The 16242-nt window shown below is 39.8% G+C and carries 13 protein-coding genes; 10 read left to right on the top strand and 3 right to left on the bottom strand.

Annotated features, from left to right (window positions below; translation table 11 throughout):
• The first annotated feature begins 129 nt into the window (after positions 1-129).
• Genes NTX86_00830 through NTX86_00810 form a run of 5 tightly spaced genes read left to right on the top strand, consistent with a single transcriptional unit; the run spans position 130 to position 5327 of the window.
• Complete coding sequence (locus NTX86_00830; GenBank protein MCX5921853.1) at positions 130-1530, top strand: hypothetical protein; 1401 nt, start codon at positions 130-132, stop codon at positions 1528-1530.
• Positions 1531-1560: 30 nt separating this feature from the next.
• On the top strand, positions 1561-2961 hold the full coding sequence (locus NTX86_00825) for a hypothetical protein (GenBank protein ID MCX5921852.1): 1401 nt from the start codon (positions 1561-1563) through the stop codon (positions 2959-2961).
• 5 nt (positions 2962-2966) lie between these two features.
• Positions 2967-3719 (top strand): ABC transporter ATP-binding protein, encoded by a 753-nt coding sequence (locus NTX86_00820; protein ID MCX5921851.1) that lies wholly within the window; start codon positions 2967-2969, stop codon positions 3717-3719.
• Between the two features lie 20 nt (positions 3720-3739).
• The gene (locus NTX86_00815; GenBank protein MCX5921850.1) at positions 3740-4525 is read left to right on the top strand and encodes a hypothetical protein; all 786 of its coding nucleotides are present in this window, start codon (positions 3740-3742) and stop codon (positions 4523-4525) included.
• Positions 4526-4532: 7 nt separating this feature from the next.
• Positions 4533-5327 carry an ABC transporter permease gene (locus tag NTX86_00810; protein MCX5921849.1) on the top strand — a complete coding sequence of 265 codons (795 nt, stop codon included), beginning with the start codon at positions 4533-4535 and terminating at the stop codon, positions 5325-5327.
• Between the two features lie 116 nt (positions 5328-5443).
• On the opposite strand, the gene NTX86_00805 is transcribed toward NTX86_00810, so the two are convergent.
• The 3 genes from NTX86_00805 to NTX86_00795 form a co-directional block, all read right to left on the bottom strand.
• A complete protein-coding gene (locus NTX86_00805; GenBank protein ID MCX5921848.1) occupies positions 5444-5953 on the bottom strand; it encodes an FKBP-type peptidyl-prolyl cis-trans isomerase in 510 nt (169 codons plus the stop codon).
• A 129-nt stretch (positions 5954-6082) separates the two neighbouring features.
• Positions 6083-6805, bottom strand: a complete 723-nt coding sequence (locus NTX86_00800; protein ID MCX5921847.1) for an ankyrin repeat domain-containing protein — start codon at positions 6803-6805, stop codon at positions 6083-6085.
• 44 nt (positions 6806-6849) lie between these two features.
• On the bottom strand, positions 6850-7938 hold the full coding sequence (locus tag NTX86_00795; protein MCX5921846.1) for an ankyrin repeat domain-containing protein: 1089 nt from the start codon (positions 7936-7938) through the stop codon (positions 6850-6852).
• A 222-nt stretch (positions 7939-8160) separates the two neighbouring features.
• Between NTX86_00795 and NTX86_00790 the strand changes: the two genes are divergently transcribed.
• From NTX86_00790 to NTX86_00770, 5 genes are all read left to right on the top strand, one after another.
• The gene (locus NTX86_00790; GenBank protein MCX5921845.1) at positions 8161-9090 is read left to right on the top strand and encodes a rhodanese-related sulfurtransferase; all 930 of its coding nucleotides are present in this window, start codon (positions 8161-8163) and stop codon (positions 9088-9090) included.
• Entirely contained in the window at positions 9090-10067 is a 978-nt protein-coding gene (murB, locus tag NTX86_00785) for a UDP-N-acetylmuramate dehydrogenase (protein MCX5921844.1), read from the top strand. The genes NTX86_00790 and murB overlap by 1 nt, the downstream gene beginning before the upstream one ends.
• The gene (locus NTX86_00780; protein ID MCX5921843.1) at positions 10064-10732 is read left to right on the top strand and encodes a queuosine precursor transporter; all 669 of its coding nucleotides are present in this window, start codon (positions 10064-10066) and stop codon (positions 10730-10732) included. The genes murB and NTX86_00780 overlap by 4 nt, the downstream gene beginning before the upstream one ends.
• 164 nt (positions 10733-10896) lie before the next feature.
• Positions 10897-11586 carry a hypothetical protein gene (locus NTX86_00775; protein ID MCX5921842.1) on the top strand — a complete coding sequence of 230 codons (690 nt, stop codon included), beginning with the start codon at positions 10897-10899 and terminating at the stop codon, positions 11584-11586.
• A 45-nt stretch (positions 11587-11631) separates the two neighbouring features.
• The coding region (locus NTX86_00770; GenBank protein ID MCX5921841.1) for a hypothetical protein at positions 11632-16242 on the top strand (4611 nt) is incomplete at its 3' end.

Below are 16242 nucleotides of genomic sequence, written 5' to 3'. Positions count from 1 at the left end.
TCATGCACTCAATTACATGGTAACCTTTATAAGTAAAAAGTGGTAAGTGCTGCCTTTGTTGCACTACCTTCCCTTCTTACCTCTACCACAATCTGATATTTCACGAAAATACCTAGTAAGGATTTACTCATGTTAGCGCGTATGATCAACTTTTTTTGGCCCGATTTACAACAACAAGAATTAAAAAAATTCAGCATTCTTTCGTCTATATTCTTTCTTATCATTGGTACCTATTGGCTTTTGCGCTTAGCAAAAAACACCTTGTTTTTTAAAATTGCATTCCCAACAACTCTCGGTTGGCCAGCAAATCAAGGTTGTCTCATGCAACCGGTGGCAAAATTTTGGTCGCCCTTTGTTATTATTGCCTTGGTACTCATCTACTCGAAAATGATTGATTGGTTTGAAAAGCATGTTGTTTTTTACATTCTATGCGCTATCTACACCATACTATTTGGTGGCATAACAGTGCTTCTTGCCATGCGCCACTTTTATGGCGATGTTTATTTAGGAAAAATACTTCTTGCCAATGTTGGTTGGGTTTCTTTTTTTGCTATCGAAAGTTTTGGCTCATTACTTGTTGCTCTATTTTGGTCATTTACCACCAGTATCAGCACATCGGCTTCTGCACAGCGCGGCTACCCACTTCTTGGAACCGCAGCACAATTTGGTGCTATTATAGGTTCCATTCCTACCTTGGGCATTGAGCGCTTGGGTGGCATGTGGGTACTCTTTCTCATCGCAACTTTCGCCATCATAGCAGCCGGCGGCGCCATGTATTATTTCATGCTCGTCACTCCGCACCAAGAACTTATTGGCAACCGACAAGCACATGCAACAGAAAAAAAAACAGAAGGTTTTTTTGAAGGATTTTTCTCTGGCCTCATATTGCTGGTAACAAAACCGTATTTGCTTGGTGTATTAATTGTTTCTACCGTCTATGAAATTATCACCCAAATTATAGAATACCAAATGCAATCCAATGCCTATGTCTACCCATCATTTTGCGGTGAAGCAGGCTTTGCACAATTTCAAGGTATTTATGGTATTTGCGTTAACACCATGGCGTTCTTCATGGCACTTCTTGGCACAAGCTATCTGATCAAACGATTTGGACTCAAATTCTGCTTATTGTTGTTTCCTATTTGCCTAGCAATTGCATTTTTATCACTGTTCAGTTTTTTCAAACTTGGCAACCCAAGCACAGGTCAACTACTCTGGGCAACCTTTAGCGTTATGATTCTTGCAAAGGGCTTGGGATACGCAGTCAACAACCCAGTCAAAGAAATCATGTATATTCCAACAAGCAAAGATGTTCGCTTTAAATCAAAAGGCTGGATTGATATGTTTGCAAGCCGCACTGCAAAACAAACAGGCGCACAGATTAATAACGCTTTCAAACATAACATGAGTGAATTAATGGTCTTCGGTACCATGATTAGCTGTGGTATTACAGTAGTATGGATAATTGCCGCTATTTATGTTGCAAATAAAAACAAATACCTTATCAAAAGCGGAACAATTATTGAATAAGAATTTGTGTACAATACTAAGGAACTCATTATGTTAACCAAATTCGTACACTTTTTTTGGCCTGATTTACACAAAGAAGAGCTCAAAAAATATACTATTCTTGGTATGATTTTTTTTCTTATCATAGGTACGTATTGGCTCGTAGGTTTAGCTAAAAACACGATTTTTTTTAAGATTGCATTCCCTAGTCAATTCGGATGGCCCGCAAATTATGGTTGCCTTATGCAACCAATTGCAAAGTTTTGGTCGCCTTTTGTCATAATTCTTCTTATTTTGTTATATTCGAAAATAATTGATTTATTCGAAAAACATACCGTTTTTTATTTACTCTGCAGCTTATACACGTTTCTTTTTGGTGGTATCACTCTATTGCTTGCGTTACGTCATTTTTATGGCGATATGTATTTAGGTAAAAATATTCTTGCTGGCATAGGCTGGTTATCATTTTTTGCCACCGACAGCTTCGGCGCTTTATTAATTACGCTCTTCTGGTCGTTCACCATAAGCATTAGCACTACGCAATCAGCACAACGAAGCTATCCTTTTCTCGTTACAATGGCACAATGCGGCGCAATTACAGGATCACTTATCAACCTTGGCTCACTACAGTTTGGGGGCATATGGACATTTTTTTTAATTGCTACAGCCACCTCTATTATAATTGGCTGCCTCATGTACTATTTTATGCGTGTTATACCACCACAACAACAAATTGGCAATCCCGAAGCACATACCACAGAAAACAAAAAAGAAGGGTTTCTTAAGGGATTTTTTTCTGGTCTTATATTGCTAATCACTAAACCATACGTACTCTGCATATTGGTCATTTCTACTTTTTATGAAATTATCACTCAAATCGTTGAATACCAAATGCAAACGAGCGCACATGAGCATCCGTCATTTTGTCAAGAAGACGTCTTCGCACAGTTTCAAGGCATGTACGGTATAAGCGTGAATACCCTCGCATTACTCATGGCTTTTTTTGGTACGAGCTACTTATTAAAACGCTTTGGCATACGCTTCTGTTTATTAGTATTTCCCGTATGTTTGGCAACTGCATTCATATCATTATTCGTTTTTTTTAATCTTGGCAATCCAACTGCTGGACAATTTCTATGGGCAACCTTTGGTGTCATGCTTCTTGCAAAAGGATTAGCATACGGCCTTAATAATCCAGTAAAAGAAATGCTCTACATTCCTACCAGCAAAGATATTCGCTTTAAAACCAAAGGATGGATTGATATGTTTGCTTTCCGCGCAGCACAACAAACAGGAGCACAAATCAATAACATCTTTAAAAATAACATCGGCAACTTAATGATATTTGGCACACTTATAAGCTGCGGCATAACAGTCGTATGGATATTCGCTGCTATTTATGTTGCCAATAAAAATAAGCATCTCATTAAAATCGGAACTATCATCGAGTAATACCTATGCAACAAAATATTCTTTCGATCAAAAATATCACCAAAATATATCAAGGCAAAAACGGTACTACCAAAGCCTTGGACAATGTATCGCTCGATATTCATAAAGGCGAAATATTTGGGCTCCTTGGCGTGAATGGTGCTGGCAAAACAACACTATCTTCTATCATAGCTACCCTGCATCCTGCAACTTCGGGTGACATTCTTTTTAATGGCACTTCAATCTATAAAAACATTCCTGACTATCGAACACACTTAGGATTTTGCCCACAAACACAAAACCTTGATCAATTTTTAACGGTTAAAGAAAACTTATTATTTGCTGGCCGTTACTTTTTGATTCCCGAAGAAATAGTCCAACAACGTACTGATAAACTCATTGAACAGCTTGAGCTTAAACGCCACGAGAATGCGGCTATCGATTCCCTTTCTGGCGGCACTAAACAACGCGTGTTGATTGCACGAGCACTCATGCACAATCCAGAAATTGTTATTTTAGATGAGCCAACCGTAGGTCTTGATCCTGACATTCGCAGAAAACTCTGGGCCATTATTAGAAATTTAAAAAGCATGGGTATCACGATTATTTTAACGACTCACTATTTGGACGAAGCTGAAGTTCTTTCTGATAGAGTCTGTATCTTGCACAGAGGAAGACTCATACTCATTGAATCGGTTGCCGCACTTAAAGCAAAACATAGCATGGACAACCTAGAAGATATTTTTATACATATCACCAAAGACATACAAGAGCTCTAAACCGCCTGAAAGGCTTAATAATGAGTACCCTTAAAAATGCTCGAATACTCCGCGTACTGATAAGCAAAGATCTCAAAATGATCGCTGCCAATGTGAGCTCAATTATCATTGATTGCATACCACCGCTTATCGTACAAGTCACCACCTTTGGTTATTTATTCCCCTTACTGGGAACGCCATCTGCCATGATTGCACCTACCTACCTTGGTAGCATGACCTCATTATTATTCCATTTGGGATATGCCTTTGTACTAAAAACAAGTTTTAATTTAGAACATGATCGCTTTATTGATTATCATCTGACGTTACCCATTCCTAAGCGATGGCTCTTTGCCTCATTCATTATCAATCACATGCTTGAGGTTGCGATCGTAACGCTCCCACTGTTCACGATTGGCGTTGGCCTATTACATACGCACTTTAACCTAGCAGCAATCAGTTGGCTAGGCATTGCAATCGTTTACCCATTAATTTTAGCTTATTTTTCTACTTTCTTTTTAGCATTCAGTTACTCGTTGTCACTGTCATGGATTATGGCCAATTCATGGCCACGAATTCTTGCACCCATGTGGTGGATTGGTGCAACATTAGTTGTATGGAAAAAAGTCTATCTTTGGCAACCATGGATTGCCTACTGCATGCTACTCAACCCAATCACCTATGCTGCAGAGGGCATACGCGCAGCATTTCTTGGCAACCAAGACTTTATCCCTTGGCCACTATGTGCTGTCATGCTCAGCATCTTTATTGTATTTAATTGTGTTTGTTTAGTGTATGGCGTCAAAAAAAGATTAGATCCGGTATAGGTAATATATGAATATCACAAAAACAGCGCGCATTTTTTTACAATTTTTATATCGTGATGCCTATAACTATCGCGAACGCTTGCTCACGTACTTCATCAACTATTGTTTTATTTATCCTACCATATACACGATTGGCATCGGCTATATTATGGCAACAACCTATTTTGGACCTAATAGCGCTATCCAAAGCACCACACTATTAGTCGGCCACATGCTGATTGTTGTTTTTTCGTTTGCGTATAATTTGAGCATTGGATTAATTTTTGATCTTGAAAATAAACGCTTTATCGATTATCAAATTACTTTGCTCGATCCACGATTAGTAATAGTTCAACGCATTCTCTTCAATACGATTTTTACCTGTATTATCGCATTACCATTTTTCCCTATGGCAAAATTGATTCTCGGCACTATGTTTGTAACCACACATGCATCATGGCTTGCAACCTCCGTCATTATATTTTTGAGCGCGCTCTGCTCTGCTGCATACACTCATTTAACCGCCTGCCTAATGCCAAGTTCACGAAGTCTACGATCGTTCTGGATGCGTATTAATTTTGTATTACTACTGTTTGGTGGCACCTTTATCCCCTGGCAAATCATTAAACAATTCTGTCCACCACTTGGCTACATCTTACTTTTAAATCCATTTGTGTATGTCACCGAAGGGCTACGTCGCGCTATGCTTGGCACACCAAACTTTATGCCTGTTTGGATTTGTGCAGGAGCGCTTACTCTATTTACCGTACTTTTTACGATATTCACCTGGCATTACTTCAAAAAGAAAGTCGATCATATCTAATACGCCTATGCGTCTTACTTATTTCTGCAGGATTTTATCAAGATTTCAAACAAAAAAAGAAGCCGGGTTTTTTAAGCCCAGCTTCTTTTTTTATAACCAATTTTTATAATCTATTTTTATGCAGCTTCTAAAAGCTCAACATCAAAAATCAATGTTGCGTTAGGTGGTATAACACCAGGGTAGCCTTGTTTGCCATATGCAAGATTGCCAGGAATAATTAAGCGACGTTTTTCGCCAACTGCCATATCCATAACACCTTCGTCCCAGCCTTGAATTACCATGCCTGCACCAATAACAAAACTGAATGGAGCGCGACCAACACTGCTATCAAATTTCTTATCTAAATTTGGTTGACCATCTTTATCTTCCAACCAGCCAGTGTAGTGAACGGTTACTTTATTACCTTTGGTAGGTTTTTTAGCATCAGCAGGTGCTGCTTGTTGAATTTGATAACGTAATCCTGACGGAGTAGTTTTAATTTCGTTCATAGTATTTTTCATTTCTTTTGTGGTTGCTGTTTTTGTTGTTACTTCTTTTGTTTCTTTTTTATCTGTCTGACATGAGCATCCATTAAACATTACTGGAGCTACGCCACATAACAATGCTAACATTAATTTTTTTGTCATAATTACGATCCTTTTTTTTGATACACTTACACACTATCAGTTTCAGTGTCAGTATACCAAAAAGAACCATAGCGTGCTAGCGCAAAATCAATGAATAAGACTAATTTTCATCATGCTCGCCATCTATGATTAATGCTGCTGTAAACATAAAAGAATCATACATAAGGCATTATCCCGATCAAACGCTAACTCAAATGGCGTCTTACCACTAGCAGCTCTAAGATTAACATTAGCTTTTGCTGCCAACAAAATTTTCAGGCATTGCTCATCCCCAAGATCTGCCGCATAATGCAGTGGCGTCTCACCATTTGCATTAGCCTTATCAATACAAAGCGTAGTCTCAGGACCAAAATTGTTATCAAGCAAAAGCTGCAAACCATCGCTATAGCCCTGCTCAACGGCAACATGCATTGAAGTTTGCCCGTCATTATCACATGCTGCAATGAAAGCATTCTTTTCAATTAACAGATTCATAGATGCTCCATCATTACGACTTGTGGCACAATGAAGTGGTGTTATACCTTCACCATCTGCAAGGTTGATATTAGCTTTTGCATTAATCAAACATTGCACACATCCAAGATGCCTATTAAGCAATGCATTATGCAGCGCAGTAGTACCATCGGCCCCTTGAAAATTCACATCGGCACCTATCTCAATCAATTCTTGCATTGTATTCAACTGACCAGATTGACTTGCTATTAATAATTCTTGAGAAAATATTTGTGTAATAGATCGCTCCGGATTGGCTTTTAAAGCTTCAGAAACTCTCCAGTAAGGCAACATGGCGACAAGGCCGGTCATGTTCATTCCGAGTGAGAAGGTTAATACTATTTTTGTACTATGTTTCATGCAATATCCTTAAAAATTCGCTGGTGCTAACGACTCAATTTTTATTATTGGTGAGGCCGTGGCTCACTGATAGTATGATAATCCATAATTAATTTTGTTATTTGTTCGCGCGTGTCGTAATTTGCTATCGGAGTATGCTTATAAAGCTCGATGGCCATGTTGCGTTTCATGTGATCAACCAATAATGTTTTTTTTTCTAAATAATGTTTACGTAACTCAGCATGTTTAAAATCTGAACCAACACAAACAATATCAAACGCTGTCCTATCGGCATTATCAACTATATTAGCAGAAGCACCAGCTATTAAAAGCAACTCCACTATGTTTGGCTGAGCATGTGACACAGCACGATGCAAAGCTGTTTGCCCTAGACGATTTTTTCTATTAAGATGAGGCCTTCTTGATAAGATCATTTGTACTATTTCTTCAGAACTATACGCTGCGGCTAAAGATAACAAACAAGAACCAGTTGAAACATCTACCGCTTCAACGTTATCGCCACAATGCATTGCCGGACCATTCAGAAAATCTTTTATCATTTCTTTATTAGAAAACATAAGAGCTCCATGCACCGCTTTTGGCAATATTGGTGCAAATATAAAATGTTTTGGCGTCACCGTACGCTTGGTTGGTTCAAAAAGTTTTCTTACCAGAACTCCCATACATTTATAATTACCAGACACCATAGCAAAATCCACTGGCGTCTGACCCTTATTGTTTTTTACGTCAACCCGAGCGCCTGATTCAAGCAATAATTTTATACACCCGTATGCACTATAACATGCAGCTACATGAAGAGCTGTCTCACCACTAAGATCTTGAATATTGGAATCGGCTCTACAACAAATAAGAAATTTCACTATATCACTGTTGTCTTTACTGCAGGCAAGCATAAGCGGAGTTATTCCTTCCTCTGCTGATGCATTAACATCAGCATGAAAATCCAAAGCCCGCACAACCTGGCCATAATCACTTGCTACAATCGCCTTCATTAACAATCTTGATACTCCATCCGCAACATCTGGATTATATTTATCTAATGGGAGAATCTCGCAACTTCCACCCTGACCAGCAAATGCACCAGAAACTATATTGAATAACCCTATCAAAAATATTTTTCTTAAATCACACATAACAAACCTCAAAAAATTGAACGCTAACATACAGAGGAGAGATGTTGACAGATACAAGCAGTTTGTCAATAATTTTCTTTTTGTAATGTTTTTAAAAAGACATTACGCCAATAGATCTGACACTCTAAAAACCTATTGACTATCGACGGCCCCATAGCAATATGCTATAGTAAAAATAAGAGTATATAAGAACTTTTAACCCTTAATTTATTGAAAAATCCTATGGGCACATTAATCCTTTTCTATAAATACGTCGACATTCAATACCCTAAGCAAATCCTAAAATGGCAGACTCAAATTTGCCAAGATCTTGGATTAAAAGGCCGTATTATTCTCGCCCACGAAGGCATTAACGGCACCCTAGCCGGGGACAATACCATGGTAGAACGTTACATTACCCTCATGAACAATCACGAACTTTTTGGCGCTATTGATTTTAAAAAAAGCGAAGGCGATTCTGACTACTTCCCACGACTACGCATTGTAATTAAAGATGAAATCGTTAACTTTGGTCAAGATACACAAAAAGTCACTGTTCGTGATGGCGGTCGCCACCTTACCCCTGCTCAAGCCCATGCATTGCTACAAGACAAACCAGAGAACCTGGTTATTCTAGATACCAGAAACAACTACGAATCAAGAATTGGCACCTTTACTGATGCAATTATTCCTGATATTAAGAATTTTAGAGATCTGCCAGAATATTTGGACATCAATGCTGAGCAGTTTAAAGACAAAAAAGTGTTAATGTTCTGCACCGGCGGCGTCCGTTGCGAACGAGCAACCGCTTACCTCAACCAAAAAGGCATTGCCCAAGAAGTCTATCAAGTTGAAGGCGGAATTGTTCGTTATACCGAACAATTCCCCGATGGTTATTTTAGAGGGAAAAACTATGTTTTTGATAGTCGCGTAGCGGTTAAGATTAATGATGACATTTTGAGCATCTGCGACCTATGCAGCAATGCATCTGATGATTACACCAATTGCCTCAATGCCACCTGCAACAAACATTTTATTGCCTGCCAAGACTGTGTTACACAATACCACAACACTTGTAGCAAAGAATGCTCAGAATTAGTGACGAATAAAAAAGTTGCCGTGCGTGCACCGTTTAAAAAAGCTGAACCTCAAACAGCCTGCTCCGTACAATAATGCACACACAAAGCCCCCATCACAACCAACATAGTCTCGTGGTTCAACACGATATTTTGCTTGCCGATAAAAACTGGTTCAGAACCGGTGGTGCTGCAAAAAATTATGTAGAGCCAACAACGGCACAAGAATTTGCGCAAGCACTTTTTTATGCGCAAGAACACAAACTGGCTATTTTTGTACTTGGACAAGGTGCTAATATATTAATCAGTGATGATGGTTTTGATGGATTAGTCATAAGACCACAACTTAATGAAATAACCATTAACTGCTTAAATGAAGAATCTGTAGAAATTACAGCCGGCGCTGGCGTTACTATCCATGATCTCATCCTATATTGCCTTGAACACAATATCGTCGGCTTGGAGGAATTTAGTGGCATTCCAGGTACTGTAGGCGGTTCGGTCTATATCAATCTTCACTATTATGAGTTCTTACTTGAGCAATTTTTAGTCAGCGCGCAGATTATCCATAAAGAATCAGGTCTGGTTGAAACAGTATCCACGGCATGGTTTAATTTTGGTTACGACCAATCAAAACTATTCGATAAAAATCACTACCTCCTTAACGCAACATTTAAGCTTAAAAGGACAACCGACTTAGCAACGGCCTATGCACAAGGCAGACGGATTGAAATTATACGCCACCGCGTTAAACGATACCCCAGCACGCACACCTGTGGCTCATTTTTCAGAAATTTTCATGACAATGAAGTTACCTTGATGAGTAATGGTAAAAAAATGATCTACGTTGCCTACTACTTAGATAAAATCGGCGTTAAAGGTCAACTTGCCGTTGGCGATGCGATAGTATCCTATCAACATGCCAATATGCTCATAAACCGTGGCAATGCCACATCAACTGATATTGTTAACCTTGTGCGCACCATGCAAGAATTGGTCAAAAAAGAATTTGGCATTATTCCCCAACCTGAGTGCCAACTCATTGGCTTTAAAGAATGGCCGTTACTGACATGATTAATGAATTAATTTTCTCCGCTCATTCTCTTTTCATTGCCGCATCAGCACTCCTTGCCCTCCGTATGGGCAAAGAGGCGCTTGTTGCCTTTATTTCTGTGCAATGCATTTTGGCAAACATATTTGTCACCAAGCAAACCACGCTTTTTGGCTTTAACGCCACCTGTTCTGATGCATTCACCATCGGTGCTGTATTGGGTTTAAATCTTCTCCAAGAATACTTTGGACAAGAGAGTGCAAAAAAGGCAATTTGGACCAGCTTTGGCCTCTTAGCTTTTTATGGTATCGTATCGCAAATTCAACTGGCCTACGTTCCAAGCCCAAGCGACACCATGCAAGATCACTTTCAAGCCATCCTAGGATTCATGCCCCGCATTGTTATTGCCTCATTTGTTGTCTATTTAGTAGTGCAGTTCTTTGATTCATGGCTTTATGCTCGACTCAAGATAGCCCTAGTCAATCGCCATTTAGTCATCCGCAATGGTGCATCGATTATCGTCAGTCAATTACTCGACACCATATTATTTAGCTTTTTAGGTCTCTATGGCATCGTGGACAACATTCTGCACATTATTATCGTCAGTTATATCATAAAGCTAGCCGCAATAGCCTTGGCCGCTCCATCAGTGGCGCTATCAAAAAGAATTATGAACCATCGACCCTAAACAATCCCTATCTCGAGCAACTTTTAACTCCCCTCATAAAACTCCTAATTCGCCTACGAATAACAATTATAATTGAATTTAATAAAACTATTGATTTCTTGCTTGTCACTATGGAATACTGATAATAAAGTTACCAATATAGTTTTTAAAAAAAGGAAGTTACTATGAAAAACATATCCCCTAAACATGTCTTAGCATTCTCGATTGCCATGATAAGCTTAGCCTTCTGTGCACCTCAGGCACAAGCTGTGGTAATAAAGCCAGCAACTAAAGCACCGGTCGTCAAAAAGACCGCAGCAGAATTAGCAGCAAAAAAAGAACTGGAGAGATTAAAAAAAGAACAAGATAAATTAGTCAAAGATTTTACTACTCAATTTAATAACACGATGAAGTCATTCGAATCACAACTCAAGATAGCAACCTATCCATCACCATTAAAAGAAGCGGCTAAAGATGCTTTAGCAAAATTTAAGAATGCACAACCTGAAATAAAAGCGTTTATTATTGAATTCATTAAGTTTCCAACTTCACAGTGGGAAAAGAAATTTAAGGCGATGGTACCTGACATGAAAGCATTCCTACCTGCTATACAAAAAATTTATGACCTCTCACAAACAATGGCAGAAAAAATCCAAAGAAATGCAGAAACCCCTCAAAACAGAGCAGCTTTAAAAAACCTTCATGTTGCTATCATGACTACCTTCCCTATCCTGGGACTTTGGATCATGGCCCAATTTGAGTTCTCTGACTTCCGCAACGCATTCAGTCAAAGACTAGAACAACTAAAACCATTAATAGACAACGCTTTTCCAGAATATATGAATCAACCTGCACCTATTGTTATTACTGAATAAGTTTTAAACAGTGCTTACAATAAGTCATTTCCAAGAGGAATGCTTGTGAAATATGTGTCAAAAAAATACGTTTTTATGATTATACTATTGACCGCGTTGACAAACAACGCGGTCGCCGTTATTCAGCCTAAAACCGCAGCTGCAACCCCAAAAGTGACAGAAGATCTGCAAAAGGTTAAAACTAACATGCTTCAGCAAATTACTGCTGCTCAAACAACCGCACAAGCAGCTACAACCGAAGACACTCTCAAATCTATAACCAAACAATTAGATGATGCCACCAAATTAGCTCTCACAAAAAAATTAAATAATGATGCTGATATTAAAAACGCTCTAGTCCAAGCAAAAAAAGAAGTAAGCGATACTCTTAAAGAAATTAAAGACGCTCAGACAGCTGCTGCAAAAACCGATATACTACAAAAAATTACCACAGCAAAAACAGCCGCACAAACAGCTAAAACCGAAAACGCACTCAAATCCATCACCAAACAATTGGATGATGTCACCAAATTAGCTTCAACTAAAAAATTAAATAATGATGCTGATATTAAAGACGCCCTTACTCAAGCAAAAAAATTAGCGAGCGATACACTCAAAGCCATTAAAGATGCGTTAAAACCACTCACGAAAGCTCAAATCGCACAAAAACAAGCAGAAGCAGCAAAGGCAATAGCAGACGCGCAAGCACAACAAGCTGCACAGGCAAAAGCCGCACAAGACGCAAAAGCTCAAGCCGATGCAAATGCTAAGGCCGTTGCATTAAAAGAAGCAGAGGCCGCAAAGGCTTTAGCTGAGGCACAAGCACAACAAGTTGCACAAGCCAAAGCTGCTGCATTACAACAAGACGAAGCCGCAAAAGCACTAGCTGACGCACAAGCAAAACAGGCCGCAAATGCAAAAGCTGCTCAAGATGCTCAAGAAAAAGCTACGCAAGATGCCAAAGCTGCTGCATTACAACAAGAAGCTACAACAAAAGCATTGGCTGATGCACAAGCAAAAAAAGCTGCCGATGACGCTAAAACCGCGCAAGACGCCAAGGCTGCTGCCGATAAGGCTGCGGCATTACAACAAGAAGCTATAGCAAAAGCATTAGCTGACGCACAAGTCGCAACAACCCCTACTCCTGCAACTGCTCCTCAACAAATTTCTCAAGAACAAATTACTATCAATACTTTCAACTTCCCTGCTATTACGGCAACCATACAACAAGATATAAAAAATCAAACATTACAAGACGCAACCATTACTTCCGTAATAAGAGCATTAAGTGAAGCACAAGGACAGAATATAGCTTCAACTGCATTAGGGTTTAAAGCGATGACTGATTTATACTATCAATTTCTACAGGCTGTTATTGCTGATATGGAATGGAACACGCCGCCTCTCTGGCTAACCTTATCCGGTTGGTTTCAGGGCATGTTAGAATACTTTAAACAATATGGCACCTTGCCTGCAATAATGACCGATGCCAGCCAGGAAAAATTCGCCAATTTTACCAAGCAAGCTCAAGAAGTATTTCTTGCAACCATAAAACAAAGCATTGCCAATTTTTTACTCAATCCTGCTATTATTGCATTTGAAGAAATAATAGAAAAAATCGATAGACTCAGCTACGAAGATTTTATTACCCTCGATGCACACATAGCATCGTTAGTAGCGCCAACGTATAAACTTGGAATATTGGATTCCTACCAAAGAATTTTTAACAAATATCCCGATGCACCATTAATCCAAAAAGCTTTGATCGCTGCAGCAAATCAACAACAAGAAGACTATGAAAAAGCACGTACAAAAATGGCTCAATACGATGCTCTTCAAAAAGATATCATGGAATTATCCAGCCTGCTTCAGAACTATTGGTACACTTCAAACAATAGTCCCCAAGCAAAACAAGCAGCACAAGAAAAACTGAGCAGTATCATAACAACCGCACAAGGTTGGGATCATGATTTCTTGAATCTGCCGGGTACAGACTCAAGCCTAGCAAACTTGGTGCAATGGGCCTATAGTATTGATGTATACGATCTTTATCGATCATTCTTAAATAGCATCGGAACGCCCAAAATCATAGAACAAATTCAGATCACCGATAAACTTAAACAAGATGCACAAGATAAAGCTCAAGCAATTTCCCTGGCTGCAACTCAAGCGGCCGAAGATAATGCCAAAGCTGATGCCCTAGCAGCAGCTCAATTAGCCGATGAAAAAGCCAAAGCAGATGCTCTTGCAACAACAGAACAACTGCAAGCCAATCCTGCACAAACAGCCCTAGCCAAAGCTCAAAACGCCCTCAGCATAGCCAGGGCACAATTAGGATGGGCTCAAACACAAAGTGACCTAGCACGAGCATTAACGTTTGCGCAAGATGCGTTAAAACAAGCGCAAGATGCTCAAATAGTGGCTACTAGTCTACCACCATTGACTGCCAATCTTGATGCCACCATCAAAGCAGCAACCGCCAGCACCCTCAATGAAGCACAAGGCGTGATCAATGACATACAAAACCAAACACAAAAAATGCAAGTAGATCAAGCCGCCTATCAAATAGCACGAGCAGCGCAAACAGCTCAAGCAGTCCAACAAGCCAAAGCCGATGCTCAAGCGGCACTCACGATTGCACAAGATGCTCAACAAACAGCGCAAGCAGCCTTGGATAAGGCTGCTTTGCAAGCAGATATTGAAGCCGCATTAACGCAAGCAAAATCGGCTCTTTCCAAAGCTCAAAATGCCAATATTCTCGCCTTCAAAACAACAGACGATACGTTGAAAGCATTGGGTCAAAAACTATTATTTGATACAGGCCAAACCATGAGTAAAGCAGAAAGTAAACTCAATGGGTTTACCAATGTGCAAAACTATATAAAAGTAGCTCAAAATTCAAATGTAGCAGCTCAAGCGGTGATCAATACTGCAACAACACACGATATTATACAAGCAGCAGTCACTGCATCTCAATCAAGCTTATCTAATGCTAAGAATGCTCGAGATGCAGCAGCCACACAGGGAGATGATACACTCAAAGCAGCAGCTCAAAAAGCAGTAGACGATGCAACCGCAACCTTGAAAACAGCACAAGACCTATTTAATGCCGTAAAAGCAGCACAAGCCTCGCTGACTCAAACTCAATATGCAATACAAGCAGCACAAACTGCGGTCGACTCAGCAACATCCCTCGACCAAATAGAATCAGCATTAACACAAGCACTAACAGTCCTTGCCGGATCTCAAAACACCCAACTATTAGCCGAAAACCAGATAGATGGCACTATTAAGACTGCTGCCAACGATACGCGTAGTAATGCTCAAAAAATAGTAACTATGGCGCAAGATAAAAAAACTACTGCTTTGCAGGCTTCCAAAACAGCTCAAGCAGCAACTCAAAATACTATAGTTTTAGCAAAAACAGCTCAAACCGACGCACAAAAAGCAGTCGATACTGCTGCAAATCCGAACGATATACTCGCAGCCCTCAAGCAAGCACAAGCAGCCTTAAAACTAGCACAAGATACTTACCTTGCAGTAAATAATTCAAAGGATCCTGCACTAGTAGAAGCAGCTCACCAAGTATACCTCGATGCATTCGCGACATCAAACATGGCACAAAGTAAAATCAATGCCGCTGCAGCTTCTCAATCACAAAAAGATATAGCAGCCGCCCAAATAGCAGCCGAAGAACAAGCAGTATTGGAATTTAGAACGGCCGCGTTAAATCAAGCACGAATCGCTCTAACAGAAGCCCAACAATCCGTAGCCCAAGCAACTACGCGAACAACCATAGCAGCTGCCTTATCTCAAGCAGAAAATGCTCAGTTAAAAGCTATGAATGCTCAAACCGCAGTCGCCAATGCAACTGACAGCACCATTAAAATAGATACTCAAAAAATAGTGGATGATGCAACCACAACAGTAAAAATGGCACATGATAAAACTGATGCAGCACAAGCCGCGTATCAAGCGGTAACTGACGCTCAAAGAGCTGTAGCTGCTGCCAATACACAAGCGAACACATCAGTCACCTCTGACCAAATTAATGCAGCTTTGGCACAAGCACAAACAGCATTAGCGCAGGCGACAAAAGCAAAAACTGGCACTCAAACAGATGATCAAGCAAGAGCTCAAGGAATTATAGACGATGCAAATACACTTATTACAAAAATACAAACCCAATTAACCACCTTAGGTATGGCGCAAAAAGCTATTAACGATGCTCAAGATGCTCAAACTAATGCACAAAAATTGGTTGATACGGCCACAACAGATGCTGCCGTTCAAGCAGCCATTACGGCAGCACAAAAAGCTCAAATATTAGCTCAAAAAGCTCAAGACCTATCAGCAACAGTATCGTTAAATGATCTTCTAAGAGCGTCGGCAAATGAGATCATGCAAAAAGTAATCGCCACTCTACGCAACGCTCAGGCTAAACCAGCAGAACTAGCAATGGCAATCGCCAACGACCCAAAAATCGCCATCGCAAAAGCTCAAGATGCTCAAAAAACAGCGCAAGCGATGGTAGAAAAAGCCAGCACTCAAGGTGAAATAGCAGCAGCATTAAGTCAAACATCAGATGCTTGGCAATTGGCACAAAGAGCGCAAGCTCTGGCCTATAGTGCCACTGATTCCACCATAAAAACAGCTGTTCAGAAAGTATTAGATGAT

Source organism: Candidatus Dependentiae bacterium (genome assembly GCA_026389015.1).
Classification (GTDB): domain Bacteria; phylum Babelota; class Babeliae; order Babelales; family Vermiphilaceae; genus JAPLIR01.
The sequence above is the reverse complement of the archived record's forward strand: the minus strand, read 5'-3'. Positions and strand labels throughout refer to the sequence as shown.

Excerpts from the sequence above, each read along its gene's own strand:
- NTX86_00775 (MCX5921842.1), top strand. The coding sequence starts at position 10,897 with ATGAAAAACATATCCCCTAAACATGTCTTAGCATTCTCGATTGCCATG.
- NTX86_00830 (MCX5921853.1), top strand. The coding sequence starts at position 130 with ATGTTAGCGCGTATGATCAACTTTTTTTGGCCCGATTTACAACAACAA.
- murB (MCX5921844.1), top strand. The coding sequence starts at position 9,090 with ATGCACACACAAAGCCCCCATCACAACCAACATAGTCTCGTGGTTCAA.
- NTX86_00800 (MCX5921847.1), bottom strand. The coding sequence starts at position 6,805 with ATGAAACATAGTACAAAAATAGTATTAACCTTCTCACTCGGAATGAAC.
- NTX86_00795 (MCX5921846.1), bottom strand. The coding sequence starts at position 7,938 with ATGTGTGATTTAAGAAAAATATTTTTGATAGGGTTATTCAATATAGTT.
- NTX86_00825 (MCX5921852.1), top strand. The coding sequence starts at position 1,561 with ATGTTAACCAAATTCGTACACTTTTTTTGGCCTGATTTACACAAAGAA.
- NTX86_00790 (MCX5921845.1), top strand. The coding sequence starts at position 8,161 with ATGGGCACATTAATCCTTTTCTATAAATACGTCGACATTCAATACCCT.
- NTX86_00815 (MCX5921850.1), top strand. The coding sequence starts at position 3,740 with ATGAGTACCCTTAAAAATGCTCGAATACTCCGCGTACTGATAAGCAAA.
- NTX86_00805 (MCX5921848.1), bottom strand. The coding sequence starts at position 5,953 with ATGACAAAAAAATTAATGTTAGCATTGTTATGTGGCGTAGCTCCAGTA.
- NTX86_00820 (MCX5921851.1), top strand. The coding sequence starts at position 2,967 with ATGCAACAAAATATTCTTTCGATCAAAAATATCACCAAAATATATCAA.
- NTX86_00780 (MCX5921843.1), top strand. The coding sequence starts at position 10,064 with ATGATTAATGAATTAATTTTCTCCGCTCATTCTCTTTTCATTGCCGCA.
- NTX86_00810 (MCX5921849.1), top strand. The coding sequence starts at position 4,533 with ATGAATATCACAAAAACAGCGCGCATTTTTTTACAATTTTTATATCGT.